At 66.1% G+C, this 16730-nt stretch carries 13 protein-coding genes; 11 read left to right on the forward strand and 2 right to left on the reverse strand.

Going from position 1 to position 16730, the window contains the following annotated elements:
• Positions 1-4 precede the first annotated feature (4 nt).
• The 4 genes from meaB to FHS28_RS01450 all read left to right on the forward strand — a co-directional run bounded on the left by meaB (position 5) and on the right by FHS28_RS01450 (position 5398).
• The gene (gene meaB / locus FHS28_RS01435) at positions 5-1054 is read left to right on the forward strand and encodes a methylmalonyl Co-A mutase-associated GTPase MeaB (protein ID WP_088449421.1); all 1050 of its coding nucleotides are present in this window, start codon (positions 5-7) and stop codon (positions 1052-1054) included.
• Positions 1047-2579: an acyl-CoA carboxylase subunit beta gene (locus FHS28_RS01440; protein ID WP_088449420.1), complete on the forward strand. Its 1533-nt coding sequence runs from the start codon at positions 1047-1049 to the stop codon at positions 2577-2579. Before meaB ends, FHS28_RS01440 begins: the two co-directional genes overlap by 8 nt.
• Before the next feature lie 285 nt (positions 2580-2864).
• Positions 2865-4922, forward strand: a complete 2058-nt coding sequence (locus FHS28_RS01445; RefSeq protein WP_088449419.1) for an acetyl-CoA carboxylase biotin carboxylase subunit — start codon at positions 2865-2867, stop codon at positions 4920-4922.
• Positions 4923-4933: 11 nt separating this feature from the next.
• On the forward strand, positions 4934-5398 hold the full coding sequence (locus FHS28_RS01450) for a VOC family protein (protein WP_088449418.1): 465 nt from the start codon (positions 4934-4936) through the stop codon (positions 5396-5398).
• A gap of 138 nt (positions 5399-5536) precedes the next feature.
• Here the strand turns inward: FHS28_RS01450 and FHS28_RS01455 are convergent, their stop codons facing one another.
• Positions 5537-6673 carry an acyltransferase family protein gene (locus tag FHS28_RS01455; RefSeq protein ID WP_088449417.1) on the reverse strand — a complete coding sequence of 379 codons (1137 nt, stop codon included), beginning with the start codon at positions 6671-6673 and terminating at the stop codon, positions 5537-5539.
• Between the two features lie 135 nt (positions 6674-6808).
• Positions 6809-8620, reverse strand: coding sequence for a vWA domain-containing protein (locus FHS28_RS01460; protein ID WP_221193658.1), 1812 nt, complete (start codon positions 8618-8620; stop codon positions 6809-6811).
• 489 nt (positions 8621-9109) lie between these two features.
• Here FHS28_RS01460 and FHS28_RS01465 point away from each other — a divergent pair, with 489 nt between their 5' ends.
• From FHS28_RS01465 to asd, 7 genes are all read left to right on the forward strand, one after another.
• A complete protein-coding gene (locus FHS28_RS01465) occupies positions 9110-9274 on the forward strand; it encodes a hypothetical protein (RefSeq protein ID WP_170156651.1) in 165 nt (54 codons plus the stop codon).
• 174 nt (positions 9275-9448) lie between these two features.
• The gene (locus FHS28_RS01470) at positions 9449-11119 is read left to right on the forward strand and encodes an NAD(P)/FAD-dependent oxidoreductase (RefSeq protein WP_088449416.1); all 1671 of its coding nucleotides are present in this window, start codon (positions 9449-9451) and stop codon (positions 11117-11119) included.
• A 136-nt stretch (positions 11120-11255) separates the two neighbouring features.
• Positions 11256-12149, forward strand: a complete 894-nt coding sequence (locus FHS28_RS01475; protein WP_088449415.1) for a LysR family transcriptional regulator — start codon at positions 11256-11258, stop codon at positions 12147-12149.
• A 46-nt stretch (positions 12150-12195) separates the two neighbouring features.
• Positions 12196-13626: a 3-isopropylmalate dehydratase large subunit gene (leuC, locus tag FHS28_RS01480; protein ID WP_088449414.1), complete on the forward strand. Its 1431-nt coding sequence runs from the start codon at positions 12196-12198 to the stop codon at positions 13624-13626.
• Position 13627: 1 nt separating this feature from the next.
• Positions 13628-14278, forward strand: a complete 651-nt coding sequence (gene leuD / locus FHS28_RS01485) for a 3-isopropylmalate dehydratase small subunit (RefSeq protein WP_088449413.1) — start codon at positions 13628-13630, stop codon at positions 14276-14278.
• 17 nt (positions 14279-14295) lie between these two features.
• The gene (gene leuB / locus FHS28_RS01490) at positions 14296-15423 is read left to right on the forward strand and encodes a 3-isopropylmalate dehydrogenase (RefSeq protein WP_088449412.1); all 1128 of its coding nucleotides are present in this window, start codon (positions 14296-14298) and stop codon (positions 15421-15423) included.
• A 91-nt stretch (positions 15424-15514) separates the two neighbouring features.
• On the forward strand, positions 15515-16645 hold the full coding sequence (gene asd, locus FHS28_RS01495; RefSeq protein ID WP_088449411.1) for an aspartate-semialdehyde dehydrogenase: 1131 nt from the start codon (positions 15515-15517) through the stop codon (positions 16643-16645).
• Positions 16646-16730: the final 85 nt, after the last annotated feature.

Consider the following 16730-nt stretch of genomic DNA (forward strand, 5'->3'; position numbering starts at 1 on the left):
GGCGATGCGCGCCGAACTGCCTCCCGGGCTCACACCCGCGTTCACCGCGCTGGTGGACGGCGTGCTGGCCGGTCCCGGTCCACGCCAGCGCCGGGCCATGGCCAAGGCCATCACGCTGCTGGAGTCCACCCGGGCGGAGCACCGCGCGCAGGCCGATGCAATGCTCACCGAACTGCTGCCGCGCACCGGGACCTCCTTTCGCCTCGGCATCTCCGGCGTTCCGGGGGTGGGCAAGAGCACCTTCATTGAAGCGCTCGGGCTGTCGCTGATCGATCAGGGACACCGCGTGGCGGTGCTGGCGATCGATCCGTCCAGCAGCGTCTCTGGCGGCTCCATCCTCGGAGACAAGACGCGCATGGAACGCCTCTCGATGGACGAGCGCGCCTACATCCGCCCCAGTCCCTCCAGCGGCACGCTCGGCGGCGTGGCGGAAAAGACCCGCGAAGCGATGCTGGTCTGCGAAGCGGCGGGTTATGACGTGGTGATCGTGGAGACGGTCGGGGTCGGCCAGAGCGAGACGGCGGTGGCCGGCATGACCGACATGTATTGCCTGCTCCAGCTGCCCAATGCGGGCGACGACCTGCAGGCGATCAAGAAGGGCGTGATGGAGCTGGCCGACCTGGTGGTGATCAACAAGGCCGATCTGGATGATGCCGCCGCCACGCGGGCGCAGTCGCAGATCACCTCATCGCTGCGGCTCTACGGCATGCACCGGCGCACGCCGCACGAGGTGGCCGCCGCGAACTGGCAGCCGCGGGTGATGCGGCTGTCGGCCCTGAAAGGGCAGGGCCTGGCCGAATTCTGGTCGGCCGTCAGCGAATTCCGAACGCTTCAGACGCACAACGGCGCGCTCGATCACAAGCGTCGCCAGCAGGCCCGGGCGTGGATGTGGGAACGCATCCAGGCCGGCCTGCAGCAACAGTTCCTGTCCGCCCCGGCCGTCCGGCAGGTGATGGACGAGACCCTGGCCCAGGTGCTGGATGGCCGGCTGGCCGCCTCGACGGCGGCCCGCCAGCTGCTTGCACGATTCTCCGGAGACAACGCAGATGCATGACATTCAACAGATGCTGGAAAACAAGCGCGAGCAGGCGCGCCAGGGCGGGGGTGAGCGCCGGATCGCGGCCCAGCATGCCAAGGGCAAGCTGACCGCCCGCGAGCGGCTGGACCTGCTGTTTGACGACGGCACCTTCGAAGAGTGGGACATGTTTGTCGAGCACCGCTGCGTCGACTTCGGCATGGCCGACCAGCGCATCCCCGGCGACGGCGTGGTCACTGGCTACGGCATGATCAACGGGCGGCTGGCCTTTGCCTTCAGTCAGGACTTCACCGTCTTCGGCGGCGCGTTGTCCGAGGCCCATGCGGAGAAGATCTGCAAGGTGATGGACCAGGCCATGAAGGTTGGCGCGCCGGTGATCGGCCTGAATGATTCCGGCGGCGCGCGCATCCAGGAGGGTGTGGCTTCCCTGGGCGGCTATGCCGAGGTGTTTCAGCGCAATGTGATGGCCTCCGGCGTGATCCCGCAGATCAGCATGATCATGGGGCCGTGCGCCGGTGGCGCGGTCTATTCGCCGGCCATGACCGACTTCATCTTCATGGTGAAGGACTCCAGCTACATGTTTGTGACCGGGCCGGAAGTGGTCAAGACGGTGACGCATGAGGAAGTCACCGCCGAAGAGCTGGGCGGCGCCACCACCCACACCAGCCGCAGCGGCGTGGCGGATCTGGCGCTGGACAATGATGTCGAAGCCATCCTGATGCTGCGGCGCTTCTTCAACTACCTGCCGCTGAACAACCGCGAAAAGGCGCCGTGCCGCCCCAGCGGCGACCCCGGCAGCCGTCTGGACCATTCGCTGGATACGCTGGTGCCGGACCACCCGAACAAGCCCTACGACATGAAGGAGCTGATTCTGAAGGTGGTGGACGACGGCGACTTCTTCGAGCTGCAGCCCGAGAATGCGAAGAACATCATCACCGGTTTTGGCCGCATGGAGGGGCAGACGGTGGGCATCGTGGCCAACCAGCCGCTGGTGCTGGCCGGTTGCCTGGACATCCGCAGCAGCATCAAGGCGGCGCGCTTTGTGCGCTTCTGCGATGCCTTCAACATTCCGGTGATCACCTTTGTGGATGTGCCGGGCTTCATGCCGGGCACCAGCCAGGAGTACGGCGGCATCATCAAGCATGGGGCGAAGCTGCTGTATGCCTATGCCGAGTGCACCGTGCCGAAGGTGACGGTGATCACCCGCAAGGCTTATGGCGGCGCGTATGACGTGATGAGCTCCAAGCACCTGCGTGGCGATGTGAACTTCGCCTGGCCGAATGCCGAGATTGCGGTGATGGGCGCGAAGGGCGCGGTGGAGATCATCTTCCGCGAGGACAAGAACGATCCGGCCAAGCTGGCGGCGCGTGAGGCGGAATACAAGGCGCGGTTTGCGAATCCGTTCGTGGCGGGCGCGCGGGGCTTCATTGATGACGTGATCCAGCCGCATGAGACGCGCAAGCGGATCTGCCGCTCGCTGGTCATGCTCAAAGACAAGCAGCTCGACAACCCCTGGCGCAAGCACGGCAACATTCCTTTGTAGCGATGGTGCCCCCCAGTCGCTGGCGCTCCTGCCCCCGAGGGGCGCCGGGAGGATGGGCCCCCCAGTCGCTGGCGCTCCTGCCCCCGAGGGGCGCCGGCCAGCGGCCCGGCAAAGCCGGTTCCGCGGCCGTAGCTGGAGGATGGGCCCCCCAGTCGCTGCGCTCCTGCCCCCAAGGGGCGCCGCCCAGCGGCCTGGCAAAGCCAGTTCCGCAGGCGTGGCTGGGTGGGGGTGGCGCATTTGTTTGGTTTTGTGTGTGCTGAGAGGCACTGAGGAACAGGGAAAGCCATGTTCAAAAAGATTCTGATTGCCAACCGGGGCGAGATCGCCTGCCGCGTGATCCAGACGGCCCGCCGCATGGGCATTGCGACGGTGGCGGTGTATTCGGAGGCGGACAAGGAAGCCCGCCATGTGGAACTGGCCGATGAGGCCGTGCTGCTCGGGCCCGCACCATCGCGCGAGTCGTATCTGGTGGCGGACAAGATCCTGGCCGCCGCCCGTCAGACCGGCGCCGAAGCCATTCATCCAGGCTACGGATTTCTGTCGGAAAACGAAGACTTCGCCCGGCGCGTGGAAGAGGAAGGCCTCGTATTCATCGGGCCCAAGCACTATTCCATCGCGGCGATGGGCGACAAGATCGCTTCGAAGAAACTCGCCGGCGAGGCTCGCGTCAACACCATCCCCGGCCACAACGAACCGATCGAGTCGGCGGAAGAGGCGGTGCAGATCGCGCAGCGGGTCGGTTACCCGGTGATGATCAAGGCCAGTGCGGGCGGCGGCGGCAAAGGCCTGCGCGTCGCCTTCAACGACAAGGAATGCTTCGAAGGCTTCACCAGCTGCCGCAACGAGGCCCGCAACAGCTTCGGCGACGACCGCGTCTTCATGGAGAAGTTCGTCGAAGAGCCGCGCCACATCGAGATCCAGGTGCTCGGCGACAGCCACGGCGAGGTGGTCTATCTGTGGGAGCGGGAATGCTCCATCCAGCGCCGCCATCAGAAGGTGATCGAGGAAGCGCCGTCGCCCTTCATCAGCGAGGCCACCCGCCGCGCCATGGGCGAGCAGGCCGTGGCGCTGGCCAAGGCAGTGAAGTATCAGAGCGCCGGCACGGTGGAATTTGTGGTCGGCAAGGACCAGAGCTTCTACTTCCTGGAGATGAACACCCGCCTGCAGGTGGAGCATCCGGTCACCGAATGCATCACCGGGCTGGATCTGGTGGAGCAGATGATCCGCGTGGCCGCCGGCGAGCGCCTGTCTTTCCGTCAGGAAGACCTCAAGCGCGACGGCTGGGCCATTGAATGCCGCATCAATGCGGAAGATCCGTTCCGCAACTTCCTGCCCTCCACCGGCCGCCTGGTGAAGTACCAGCCGCCGGAGACCTCGATGGCGGCGGCGCAGCCGGAGCGCTTCGGCGTGCGGGTGGATACCGGCGTCTATGAAGGCGGCGAGATCCCGATGTTTTATGACTCGATGATCGCCAAGCTCATCGTGCATGGCACCGACCGCGCCGATGCCATTGCCAAGATGCGGGAGGCCCTCAACGGCTTCGTGATCCGCGGCATCTCCAGCAACATCCCGTTCCAGTCGGCGCTGCTGGCGCATCCGGATTTCCAGGCGGGGCATTTCAATACCGGCTTCATCGCGCAGCACTATGCGGGCGGTTTCCATGCGGAGGATGTGCCGCACGAAGATCCGAACTTCCTGGTGGCGTTGGCCGGATTCATTCGACGCAAGGCCCGGGAGCGGGAAGCGGGCATCAGTGGCCAGTTGCCCGGCCATGAGGTCAAGGTGGAGACGGACTACGTGGCGGTGGTGAACGAAGGCGGCGGGCGCTTCAGTCGGCATCCGATCAGCATCACCGAATATGTCGGCAGCCTGGGCGAAGCGCTGGTCACGGTGGGCGAGGGCGGTGCCGCGGGCTCGTACCGCATCGTCAGCCAGTCGCGGCTCAATGACATCCGCATCAGCGGCACGGTCAATGGCCTGGCCTTCACTGCGCAGGCCGAGCGCGGCACGCCCAAGGCGCCGCTGGCCTATCGCATCCAGCACAACGGACGGGCCATCGAGGTGACGGTGTTGTCGCCGCGGGCGGCGGAGCTGCATCAGCTCATGCCCTACAAGGCGCCGCCGGACACCAGCAAGCAGTTGCTGTCGCCGATGCCGGGGCTGCTGGTGCACATCGCTGTGCAGCCGGGGCAGACAGTGCAGGCGGGCGAGCGTCTCGCGGTGATCGAAGCGATGAAGATGGAGAACATCCTCACCGCCAGCCAGGACGTGAAGGTGGCCGAAGTGTTGGCCAAGACCGGTGAGAGCCTGGCGGTGGATCAGCCGATCCTGCGCTTCGAGTGAAGAGGCCTGAGATGAGCAACAAACCCTATCGCATCCTGGGCATCCAGCAGATCGCCATCGGCGGGCCGGACAAGCAGGCGCTCCGGCGCCTCTGGGTGGACGTGCTGGGGCTGCAGGTCACCGGGCAGTTCACCTCCGAGCGTGAGAATGTGGACGAGGACATCTGCACCATCGGCAGCGGTCCGCATCGGGTGGAGGTGGATCTGATGCAGCCGCTGGATCCCGACAAGAAGCCGGCGGTGCACACGACCCCGCTCAACCATGTGGGGCTGTGGGTGGACGACCTGCCCAAGGCAGTGGAATGGATGACGGCCCACGGCGTGCGCTTCGCTCCCGGCGGCATCCGCCGCGGGGCTGCGGGCTTCGACATCTGCTTCATTCACCCCAAGAGCAACGACGAGTTCCCGATTGCCGGGGAGGGTGTGCTGATCGAGCTGGTGCAGGCGCCGCCGGACGTGGTGGCGGCGCTGGGTTGAGCGTTCGGGGCTGGGGCTGGGGCTTGAGCTTGAGCTTGAGCTTGAGCTTAAGCAGGGCGGAACCTGCCGGACCCGCGAGTTCCGGGTGCTGAACTACTTGAGTCAGTGAAATGACGATGCCGGACAGATCTGGGGCTCTCAGGAAGCCGCTTGCGACGGGCTCTGAGGCGACCCGGGCACCACTTCCGGCACCGCCACGCTCGCCGCGACCTTGGCCGCCCCACTGCTCCCCTTGAATTTCAGGATCCGCTTCTCCAGCAGTTCCCAGGACAAGGCTGCCACCACACAGGTGAAGGCGAATTGCGCCAGGATCAGCAGCGCCGGTGCATAAGGCAGCCAGCCGAAGCTGCCCGCGTAGTCGGCAAACGCCGGCACGAAGTAGTGGTAGATGTAGAAGCCATAGCTGATGGTGCCCAGATACCGCAGCGGCTGGATCTCCAGCGCCCGCACCAGCCAGCCGTCCTGCGCCGCCGGGAGGTAGCTGAGGATGGCAAAACACATCATCAGCGCGCCCAGCTCCCGCAAGCCCCGCAGCGGCCCCGGCGAGGTGAGGGAGGTCAGCGCCAGTGCCACATCCAGGAACAAGGCCAGTCCGGCACCGAACACCACCAGCAGGCCCACAGGCGCCATCGGCTGCCGTCCCGCCGCCCGCGCCAGGGCGACCAGCCCGCCACAGGCCATGAAGGCGAAGAAGGGCAGGTCCGGCAGATAGGGCTGCGGCACCCGCTCGAAATGCGAGAAATCGTAGACGGCGGCCACCACGGCCAGCCCGAGCAGGCCCAGCGTGATGCGGCGATGCTGCGACGCCGCCACCCACAGCAGCAGCGGCGAGGCCAGCATGTAGAAATGCTGTTCGATCGACAGGCTCCACAAATGGGAGATGCTGCTCCACGAATGCGACTTGAACTGCACGTAAATGTTGCCGAGCAACAAGGCGTAGTAGGGCAGCCCGTCGCTGCGCAGGCTCTGGCCGCGGAAGGCGAACATCAGCATGGCCCACGCCAGCGCCAGGTAATAGATCGGGAAGATCCGCAGGGAGCGGCTCTTCCAGAAGCTCTTGAGTTCCGCCATGGGCGCGCTGCGGCCAGCGTCCACCTTCGCACGCTGCGCATGCAGGATGCCGACGATCAGAAATCCGCTGAGCGCGAAGAAGATCTTCACTCCCAGGCCACCGAGGTTGTAGCCGTGCAGGACAAAGTGCTCCACGAACACCAGCAGCACACACAGCGCGCGAACGCCGTCCAGACCGGCGATGCGGCCCTTTGAATTGGTCATTGTTTCCCCCTGACGGCCGCGATGGTAGCGGCCGACTGGGGGAATGGTCGTGACACCCTGTGAGCGGGCTGTCCCTTCTCTCTGGAAGACGTTGTACGGCGGCCGCCCACTGGCCCCAGGAGGGGGCGCGTCGTCTTATTGCTTCAGCGTGGCCGACAACTCCGCCAGGCGAGCGAACTCGGCCCGGTGCCCATAGCGATCGTCCCCGCGCGAGTCACGGGCCAGCTGAACAAACTGTGCCGGGCCGTAGTCGCCAATCAGCGAACTGCCCCGCAGCCACTGGCCCCAGGCCGCCACCGCCACTGCAAAGCGGGTGTCGGCATCCAGACCCGCCACGCTCGGCAGCGTCGCCGGGCGCGCGACGGGTAGTTCCGTCAACCGGCTCTGGGTTTCGCCGGGCTGCTTGTAGCGCAGCTTCACCCAGGCCAGTTCATTCGACTTTGCCTGGCCCGACGTCGCTTGGCCTGCTGCGCTCTTGCTGCCCGGGCTTCCTCCGCCGCCCTTGCCACCGTGGCCACCCTTTCCGCTGTCAGGCGCCTCGTCGCCTTGCGTGCCATAGCGCAGAGGATCGACCGTCCCCTTCGCACCGCGGGGAATGAACTCATACAGCGCGGTCACCTGATGGCCGGCACCGATGTCACCCGCATCCACCTTGTCATTGTTGAAGTCCTCGCGCTTGAGTGCATGCAGCTCATAACCGATCAGCCGGTATTCCTGCACCACCGCCGGATTGAATTCAAGCTGCAGCTTCAGGTCCTGGGCAATGATGGCCAGCGTGGAGGTCATCTCGTTCACCAGCACCTTGTGGGCTTCCTGCAATGAATCGAGGTAGTGATAGCTGCCGTTGCCCACATCGGCCAGGCGCTTCATCAGGGCCTCGTTGTAGTTGCTGTCGCCCACGCCCAGCGTCGTCAGGCTGATGCCCAGCTTGCGCTGCTCTTCGACCAGCGCCTTCAGGATGAGCGGGTCGGTCACGCCGATGTTGAGGTCGCCGTCGGTCGCCAGCAGCACCCGGTTGATGCCGTCCTTGATCAGCGCTTCCCGGGCCTGCGCATACGCCAGGCGGATGCCGCCCTCGCCATAGGTGCCGCCTCCCGCGCGCAGCTGGTCAATGGCCTGGTTGATCCGCTCCTTCTGGTCCCCGGGCGTCGGTGGCAGCACCACCTGCGAGCCGCTGGCATAGGTGACCAGGCTCACCCGGTCCTGCGGCCGCAACTGGGCCGTCAGCAGTTTCAGCCCGGATTGCACCAGCGGCAGACGATCCTGCGGCCCCATGGAGCCGGAGACGTCCACCAGGAACACCAGGTTCGCCGGTGGCAAGGTGGACTTGGCCACGTCCTTGCCCTTGACGGTGATGCGGATCAGGCCGCGGTCCAGATGCCAGGGCGAGGCCATGACCTGGGTGCGGACCTTGAAGGGGTCCTTGGCGTCCGGTGCCGGGCCGGCGTCATCAAATCCGAAGTAGTTGACCAGTTCCTCCACGCGCACCGCGTCCTTGGGCGGCAGTTGCCCTCGGTTGATGAACCGGCGCACATTGGCGTAGCTGCCGGTGTCCACGCTGGCGCTGAAGGTGGAGACCGGCTGCTCCGCCACCCGCTGCCACGGATTCTCGGTGTAGGACTCGTACTTGGCCGTGTCCGGTTGCGCCTGCCATTGGGGCTGGTAGGACGGCGGCAAGAGCCGGCTGCGGCTCATGGTCCCGGTCGCCGGCGGAGCCACGGACATTGGCGCGGCCGTCGGCGGTCCTCCGACAAATTCCTTCATGGCCGGCGCCGGCATGATGAGCGCTTCGGGCGGGGGTGGCGGGGGCAGGGGTGTCGGGCTGAGTGGCGCGCTTGGGAGCAGCACCTCAGGAGGCGCTTTGGCGTCGTGGCGGGACTGCGGCGGGGGGTCGCCATTGGCGCAAGCCGTGAGCAGCGCCACGGCCGCCGTCAGCATGCTCACCATCAGCGGCGCTGCGGTGGCGGACCCGATGCCACGGGTGAGTGGGGCGCCCCTGGCACGCCGACGCCCCGAAACCGCTGGACCGGCTTGACTGGCCTGGCTGCCCTGGCTGTCCCGGCCGGGCTGCCACTGCGAAGCCTCCTGATTCCAATCGCTCAAATCGCGCATGCTGTTGCTCTCCCTGTACCGGCGGCGGGCGCCGGTTGTGCTGCATGGATGAAGTCCTGCTCCTCACACCGCGGTCGCCCGCAGGTGCGCATGGTGCACAACGTGTCACCGTCGGCGCGGTTGACCTGGCCCCCCTTGTGGTGGGGAGCCGCCAAAGGAGGGGCTGAGCTGATGTAAACTCGCCGGCTTCACCGAATTTCCGACGCTGCTCGAAGCACGTTCTGACCGGCGGGGTGCCAGGCAAGGCCAGGGGTCCCGTCAGCGTCACGGCTGGCGAGTTGTGACTTCGGTTGGGTGTCTGTTCAATTCATTACCGGAGCCAACATGGGCAACAAGATCATCACGGAAGCCGATCGCCGCGCTACCCCCCGTCCCGTGCCCCCCAAGGGCGTGACCGTCACCACCGTGCGCGGCCAGAAGAGCAGCCTGGAGCGTGGTTCGCATACCCGCAGCAAGAAGAACCCGGGCAAGCGTCCTCATTCGGGTTGATTCCGGATTGATGTCGGCTTGAGAGGAGCCGGTCCTGCGGACCGCTGGCTCCCCTCACCGCCCTCACTGCCGACTGACAGGCCCACGCCCTCCGGCGGGGCCTGTTTTCATTTCTGAAAGGCTCTGCAAGACTGCAGGCGCCCGCTTCACACCCCCTCTGCTCGATCAATCGCCATGATCCGCATCAACGAACTTCGCCTGCCGCTCAACCATCCGGAAGAGGCCCTTCGCCCGGCCATCGTCTCCCGTCTGGGCATCCCGGACGCCCACCTGCAGTCCTTCACCGTCTTCAAGCGCAGCTACGACGCGCGCAAGAAGGCCGCCATGGTGCTGATCTACAGCGTCGACTGTGAGGTGGAGAACGAAGCAACCGTGCTGCAGCGCCTGCAGGGCGATGCCCACGTCAAGCCGTCGCCCGACACCTCCTACCAGTTTGTCGGCCATGCGCCGGCGGACTTCTTCGCCGAGCAGCGCCCGCGCCCGGTGGTCATCGGTTTTGGCCCCTGCGGCATCTTTGCGGCGCTGATCCTGGCGCAGATGGGTCTGCGGCCCATCGTGCTGGAACGCGGCAAGCAGGTGCGCGAACGGACCAAGGACACCTGGGGCCTGTGGCGCCAGAGCGAGCTGGACCCCGAATCGAATGTGCAGTTCGGCGAGGGTGGCGCCGGCACGTTTTCGGACGGCAAGCTCTACAGCCAGATTTCCGACCCCCGCTATCTCACCCGCAAGGTCCTGACCGAGTTCGTCAAGGCCGGCGCGCCGGAGGAAATCCTCTTTGTGAGCAAACCCCACATCGGCACCTTCCGGCTGGTGAGCATGGTCATCAAGATCCGCGCCGAGATCGAGCGGCTGGGCGGGGAGATCCGCTTCCAGCAGAAGGTGACGGACGTGCTGATCGAGCCGGATGCCCAAGGCGTGCGCCATGTGCGGGGCGTGAAGCTGGCGTCCGGTGAGGAACTGCGTGCCGATCATGTGGTGGTCGCGCTGGGCCACAGCGCGCGTGACACCTTCCAGATGCTGCATGAACGCGGTGTCTACATGGAAGCGAAGCCGTTCTCCATCGGCTACCGCATCGAGCATCCGCAATCCATCATCGACAAGGCCCGCTTCGGACCGAACGCGGGCCATCCGATTCTCGGCGCGGCGGACTACAAGCTGGTACATCACGCCTCCAACGGCCGCTCGGTCTACAGCTTCTGCATGTGCCCGGGCGGTACGGTGGTGGCGGCGACCTCCGAGCCGAACCGGGTGGTCACCAACGGCATGAGCCAGTACTCCCGCGCAGAGCGCAACGCCAATGCCGGCATCGTGGTGGGCCTGTCCCCAGAGGACTACCGGCAGGACGGCAAGAAGGACGGCAGCACCGTCAATCCGCTGGATGGCCTGGCCTTCCAGCGCTATTGGGAGTCACGTGCGTTCGAGCTGGGGGAGGGCGGTTACCGCGCTCCCGCCGCGCTGGTGGGCGACTTCATCAAGCGGCAGCGCAGCACGATGCTGGGCGCGGTGGAGCCGAGCTACAAGCCGGGCGTCACGATGACCGATCTGCAGCAAAAGGGCCGCGGCAGTCTGCCGGAGTATGCGCTGGATGCCATCCGCGAGGCACTGCCGGCCTTCGAGCGGCAGATCCGCGGCTTCTCGATGAATGATGCGGTGCTCACGGGTGTCGAGACACGCACCTCCTCGCCGCTGCGCATCACTCGCGGCAAGGACTATCAGAGCCTGAACGTGCGGGGGTTATATCCCGCTGGCGAGGGCGCCGGTTACGCGGGCGGCATCATGTCCGCCGGGGTGGACGGCATTGAGGTGGCCGAGGCGCTGGGCCACGCGGTGCTGGCCGAGCGCTGACGACGGGCCGGGCGCACGGCCAGGGGATGGGGCGCGCAATCCCTAGGCTTCGTTGTCTGCGAAGGGACTATCATGCATGTGGGTAGTCCCAGCCCTTGAGGCGAAGGCTACAGTTCAACCTAGCCAGAAGCCCACCATGCGCCTCGATCTCACCACGCTCAACCTCGTTTTGGCCATCGAACAGACCCGGTCGATCACCCGGGGCGCCGAGCGCGAGCACCTGGCGCTGGCCGCCGCCAGCAAGCGGATTTCCGATCTGGAAACGCGTCTGGGCGTCCAGCTCTTCGAGCGCCGCGCCCGGGGCGTGGAGCCGACGGAAGCCTGCCGGGCGCTGGTCCGCCACATCCGCTCGCTGCATGCGTCCCTGCATGCGCTGGAAAGCGAAGTGGTCGAATTTGCCCGCGGCATCAAGGGCCATCTGCGCATTGCCGCCAATGCCGGCGCCATTGCAGAAGCGCTGCCGCCCGACCTGGCGGCGTTCTCCCAGGCCCATCCCCAGATCCGCATCAGCCTGGAAGACCAGACCAGCGCCGAAGTCCAGGCCGCCGTGGCCGAAGGGCGCGCCGATGTCGGTGTGTTCACCACGCCGCTGCTGGACAACCGGCTGCAGACCTGGTCGTACCGCCAGGGGCGCCTGTCGGTGCTGGTGCCCAATCGCCATGCCTTGGCCGACCGCACGTCGGTCAGCTTCGACGACCTGCTGGACCACGACCTGGTGGGTCTGCACAGCGGCGCCGCCGCCCAGGAGCTGATGCTCCAGGAAGCCATGGCCCGGGGCCGCACCCTCAAGGCCCGCCTGCAGGTGCGCGGTTTTGATGCCATCGCCCAGCTGGTGGAAGCCGGCATGGGCGTGGCGGTCCTGCCCGATGCCCCGGCCCGGCGTTTTGCCCAGGTCTTTGACGTCCGGCGTCTGGATCTGGATGAAGCCTGGGCCCGCCGCGACTATGTTCTGGGTGTGGCCCGTCAGGAGCGCCTGCCCACCGTCGTGCAGCGCTTTGTGGATGCGCTGTGCCCGCCTCCCGCCAAGTGATTCGCTCAGCGATCGCCCAGTGACCTTGCAGTGATGGAAGAAGCCCATGACTAACCCCCACGCGACCTCCCGCACCCTCTACGACAAGCTCTGGGATGAGCATGTGGTGCACACCGAAGAAGACGGCACCGCGGTGCTGTACATCGACCGCCATCTGGTGCATGAAGTGACCAGTCCGCAGGCCTTCGAAGGGCTGGACATCGCGGGACGCAAGGTGTGGCGGCTGTCCGCCAACCTCGCGGTCAGCGACCACAACGTGCCGACCACCGACCGCAGCGAGGGCATCGCCGATCCGGTGTCCCGCCTGCAGGTGGACACGCTGGACGCCAACTGCGACCGCTTCGGCATCACCCAGTTCAAGATGAGTGACCGCCGCCAGGGCATCGTCCACGTGATCGGCCCGGAGCAGGGCGCCACGCTGCCCGGCATGACGGTGGTCTGCGGCGATAGCCACACCTCCACCCACGGCGCATTCGGCGCACTGGCCCATGGCATCGGCACCTCGGAGGTCGAGCATGTGCTGGCCACGCAGACGCTGCTGGCCAAGAAGGCTAGGAACATGCTGATCCAGGTGGACGGTCAGGTGGCGCCGGGCGTTGGCGCCAAGGACATCGTGCTGGCCATCATCGGCCGCATCGGCACCGCCGGCGGCACCGGCTACACCATCGAATTCGCCGGCTCTGCGATCCGTGCGCTGAGCATGGAAGGTCGCATGACCGTCTGCAACATGGCGATCGAAGCCGGTGCGCGCGCCGGGCTGATCGCGGTGGATGACACCACCATCCAGTATGTGAAGGGCCGTCCGTTCTCGCCGACCGGCGTGGAATGGGATCAGGCCGTGCAGTACTGGCGCACCCTGCATTCGGACCCTGGCGCGCAGTTCGACAAGGTCGTCACGCTGGATGCCGCGCAGATCCGCCCTCAGGTCACCTGGGGCACTTCGCCGGAGATGGTGCTGTCCATCGAGGACCGCGTGCCGGATCCGGACAAGGAAAAGGACGCCGTCAAGCGCGGCGCCATGGAGCGGGCACTGCACTACATGTCGCTGGAGCCGAACAAGGCGATCAACGACATCCGCATCGACAAGGTGTTCATCGGTTCCTGCACCAACAGCCGCATCGAGGACATGCGCGAGGCCGCTGCCGTGGTGCGCCGCCTGGGGGGGCGCATCGCCAGCAATGTGAAGCTGGCGCTGGTGGTGCCGGGCTCGGGTCTGGTCAAGGCGCAGGCCGAGGCCGAAGGGCTGGACCAGGTCTTCAAGGCCGCCGGCTTTGAATGGCGGGAGCCGGGCTGCTCGATGTGCCTGGCGATGAATGCCGACCGGCTGGAGCCGGGTGAGCGCTGTGCCTCCACCAGCAACCGGAATTTCGAGGGCCGGCAGGGCGCCGGCGGGCGCACCCATCTGGTGAGCCCGGCCATGGCGGCTGCGGCGGCCATGGAAGGCCATTTTGTTGACGTTCGCAAGATCGGAGCCTGACATGGATCAGTTCACCATTCACAAGGGTCTCGTGGCGCCGATGGACCGCGAGAACGTCGACACCGACGCGATCATCCCCAAGCAGTTCCTCAAGTCGATCAAGCGCACCGGCTTCGGCCCCAACCTGTTCGACGAATGGCGCTACCTGGACCACGGCGAGCCGGGCCAGGATCCGGCCAGCCGCAAGCCCAATCCGGACTTCGTGCTGAATCAGCCGCGGTATCAGGGGGCCTCCATCCTGATTGCCCGGGCCAACTTCGGCTGCGGCTCCAGCCGCGAGCATGCGCCCTGGGCGCTGCAGCAATACGGGTTTCGCGCGCTGATTGCGCCGAGCTTTGCCGACATCTTCTTCAACAACACCTTCAAGAACGGCGTGCTGCCGATCGTGCTGCCGGAGCATCAGGTGGCCCGCCTGTTCGACGAAGTCGCGGCCTTCCCGGGCTACCAGCTGACGGTGGACCTGCCGCGCCAGGTGGTGGTCAAGCCCGATGGCGAAGAGCTGCCCTTCGAGGTGCAGCCCTTCCGCAAATACTGCCTGCTCAACGGTTTTGACGACATCGGCCTGACCCTGCGTCACGCTGACAAGATCAAGGCCTTCGAAGCCGAGCGCATCGCCACCAAGCCCTGGCTGAACCACCAGCTTCCACGTTAAACCCTGGGGAAGATCCCATGAAGATTGCAGTTCTGCCGGGTGACGGCATTGGCACCGAAATCATCGCCGAGGCGGTCAAGGTCCTGAAGGTGCTGGACCTTCCGCTGGAGATGGAGACGGCCCCGGTGGGTGGCGCTGCCTACGAGGCGGCCGGCCATCCGCTGCCTGAGGCGACGCTCAAGCTCGCCCAGCAGGCGGATGCGGTGCTGTTTGGCGCGGTGGGTGACTGGAAGTACGACAAGCTCGAACGCGCGCTGCGCCCGGAGCAGGCGATTCTGGGTCTGCGCAAGGCGCTGGGGCTGTTCGCCAACTTCCGCCCGGCCATCTGCTATGAGCAACTGACCCATGCCTCCAGCCTCAAGCCCGAACTGGTGGCGGGGCTGGACATCCTGATCATCCGCGAGCTGACCGGCGACATCTACTTCGGCCAGCCGCGCGGCCGCCGCACCGCGGTGGACGGCCATTTCCCCGGCAGCGAAGAGGCCTTCGACACCATGCGCTACTCGCGCCCGGAGATCGAGCGCATCGCCCACGTTGCCTTCCAGGCGGCCCGCCTGCGCAACCGCAAGGTCACCAGCGTCGACAAGGCCAATGTGCTGGAGACCTTCCAGTTCTGGAAGGATGTGGTCACCGAGGTGCATGCCCAGTATCCGGACGTGGAGCTGGAGCACATGTACGTGGACAACGCCGCCATGCAGCTGGTGAAGGCGCCGAAGAAGTTCGATGTGGTCGTCACCGGCAACATGTTCGGCGACATCCTGTCGGACGAAGCGGCGATGCTGACCGGCTCGATCGGCATGCTGCCGTCCGCCTCGTTGGACAAGAACAACAAGGGACTGTATGAGCCCAGCCACGGCAGTGCCCCGGACATCGCGGGCAAGGGCATCGCCAATCCGCTGGCTACAATCCTTTCCGCTGCCATGATGCTCAAGTTCTCCCTCCACCAGCCCGAAGCCGCCGCTCGTATCGAGCAGGCGGTTCAAGCCGTGCTGGCCCAGGGTCTGCGCACTGCGGACATCTGGAGCGAGGGCACCCAGAAGGTGAGCACCCGCGAGATGGGGGATGCCGTGGTGGCTGCGGTCCAATCCGGAACTGCAGCCGGCGCGACCAGCACCACCAAAACCACCAAAACCATCAAGAGCTGACAGCTCCGGTTCGTCTCGCCCCTGCACAAACCCGGCGAAGCGAGTCGGGCAGAGGTCAGAGGGTTTGTGGACATCCAACAAGGAACGCAAGATGACGACATTGGTAGGACTGGTGGGCTGGCGCGGCATGGTCGGCTCGGTGCTGATGGACCGCATGGCCCAGGAGCGGGACTTCGACCTGATCGAGCCGCTGTTCTTCAGCACCTCCAACGCTGGCGGCAGCGCGCCGGCGTTCGCGAAGAACGAGACCAAGCTGCAGAACGCGTTTGACCTGGAACAGCTCAAGCGCTGCGACATCATCATCACCTGCCAGGGCGGCGACTACACCAGCGAGGTCTACCCCAAGCTGCGTGCGGCCGGCTGGAGCGGTCACTGGATCGATGCAGCGTCCACGCTGCGCATGTCCAGCGATGCCGTCATCGTGCTGGATCCGGTGAACCTGCCGGTCATCGAGCAGTCGCTGGCCAAGGGCGGCCGCGACTGGATCGGCGGCAACTGCACCGTCAGCTGCATGCTGATGGGCGTGGGCGCGCTGTACAAGGCCGGGCTGGTCGAGTGGATGTCCACCCAGACCTATCAGGCGGCATCCGGCGGTGGTGCGCAGCACATGCGTGAACTGCTGACCCAGTACGGCACCCTCAACGCCGAAGTGCGCGCCCTGCTGGATGACCCCAAGAGCGCCATCCTGGAAATCGACCGCCAGATCATCCAGAAGCAGCGCAGCCTCTCCGCCGACGAAACCGCCAACTTCGGCGTTCCCCTGGGTGGCTCGCTGATTCCCTGGATCGACAAGGATCTGGGCAACGGCCAGTCCAAGGAAGAGTGGAAGGGCATGGCCGAGACCAACAAGATCCTGGGGCAGGGCGAGGGCTTCGGCACCGCGGCCATCCCGGTCGATGGCTTCTGCGTTCGCATTGGCGCGATGCGCTGCCACAGCCAGGCGCTGACCTTCAAGCTGAAGAAGGATGTGCCGCTGGCCGACATCGAAGAGATGATCGCCGCGGACAACGAATGGGTGAAGGTGGTGCCCAACACCCGCGAGGCCACCATCCGTGACCTGACGCCGGTGGCGGTGACCGGCACCATGACCATCCCGGTGGGGCGTCTGCGCAAGATGGCGATGGGCCCCGAGTACCTGGGGGCCTTCACCGTGGGCGACCAGCTCCTGTGGGGCGCGGCCGAACCGCTGCGCCGCATGCTGCGCATCCTGCTGGCACGCTGAACGCTCAAGGTCGAGCGCTGAGCGCCGACACCGGCCCCCCGACGGATCCTTGGCGTTGAATGCGCCTGCGGCGCCAGGATCCCCC

Source organism: Roseateles terrae, from assembly GCF_014192155.1.
Classification (GTDB): domain Bacteria; phylum Pseudomonadota; class Gammaproteobacteria; order Burkholderiales; family Burkholderiaceae_C; genus Roseateles; species Roseateles terrae.

Coding starts and splice junctions, on each gene's coding strand:
- FHS28_RS01460 (WP_221193658.1), bottom strand. CDS start 8,620: ATGGTGAGCATGCTGACGGCGGCCGTGGCGCTGCTCACGGCTTGCGCC.
- meaB (WP_088449421.1), top strand. CDS start 5: ATGCGCGCCGAACTGCCTCCCGGGCTCACACCCGCGTTCACCGCGCTG.
- leuB (WP_088449412.1), top strand. CDS start 14,296: ATGAAGATTGCAGTTCTGCCGGGTGACGGCATTGGCACCGAAATCATC.
- FHS28_RS01465 (WP_170156651.1), top strand. CDS start 9,110: ATGGGCAACAAGATCATCACGGAAGCCGATCGCCGCGCTACCCCCCGT.
- leuD (WP_088449413.1), top strand. CDS start 13,628: ATGGATCAGTTCACCATTCACAAGGGTCTCGTGGCGCCGATGGACCGC.
- FHS28_RS01470 (WP_088449416.1), top strand. CDS start 9,449: ATGATCCGCATCAACGAACTTCGCCTGCCGCTCAACCATCCGGAAGAG.
- asd (WP_088449411.1), top strand. CDS start 15,515: ATGACGACATTGGTAGGACTGGTGGGCTGGCGCGGCATGGTCGGCTCG.
- FHS28_RS01440 (WP_088449420.1), top strand. CDS start 1,047: ATGCATGACATTCAACAGATGCTGGAAAACAAGCGCGAGCAGGCGCGC.
- FHS28_RS01475 (WP_088449415.1), top strand. CDS start 11,256: ATGCGCCTCGATCTCACCACGCTCAACCTCGTTTTGGCCATCGAACAG.
- FHS28_RS01445 (WP_088449419.1), top strand. CDS start 2,865: ATGTTCAAAAAGATTCTGATTGCCAACCGGGGCGAGATCGCCTGCCGC.
- FHS28_RS01455 (WP_088449417.1), bottom strand. CDS start 6,673: ATGACCAATTCAAAGGGCCGCATCGCCGGTCTGGACGGCGTTCGCGCG.
- leuC (WP_088449414.1), top strand. CDS start 12,196: ATGACTAACCCCCACGCGACCTCCCGCACCCTCTACGACAAGCTCTGG.
- FHS28_RS01450 (WP_088449418.1), top strand. CDS start 4,934: ATGAGCAACAAACCCTATCGCATCCTGGGCATCCAGCAGATCGCCATC.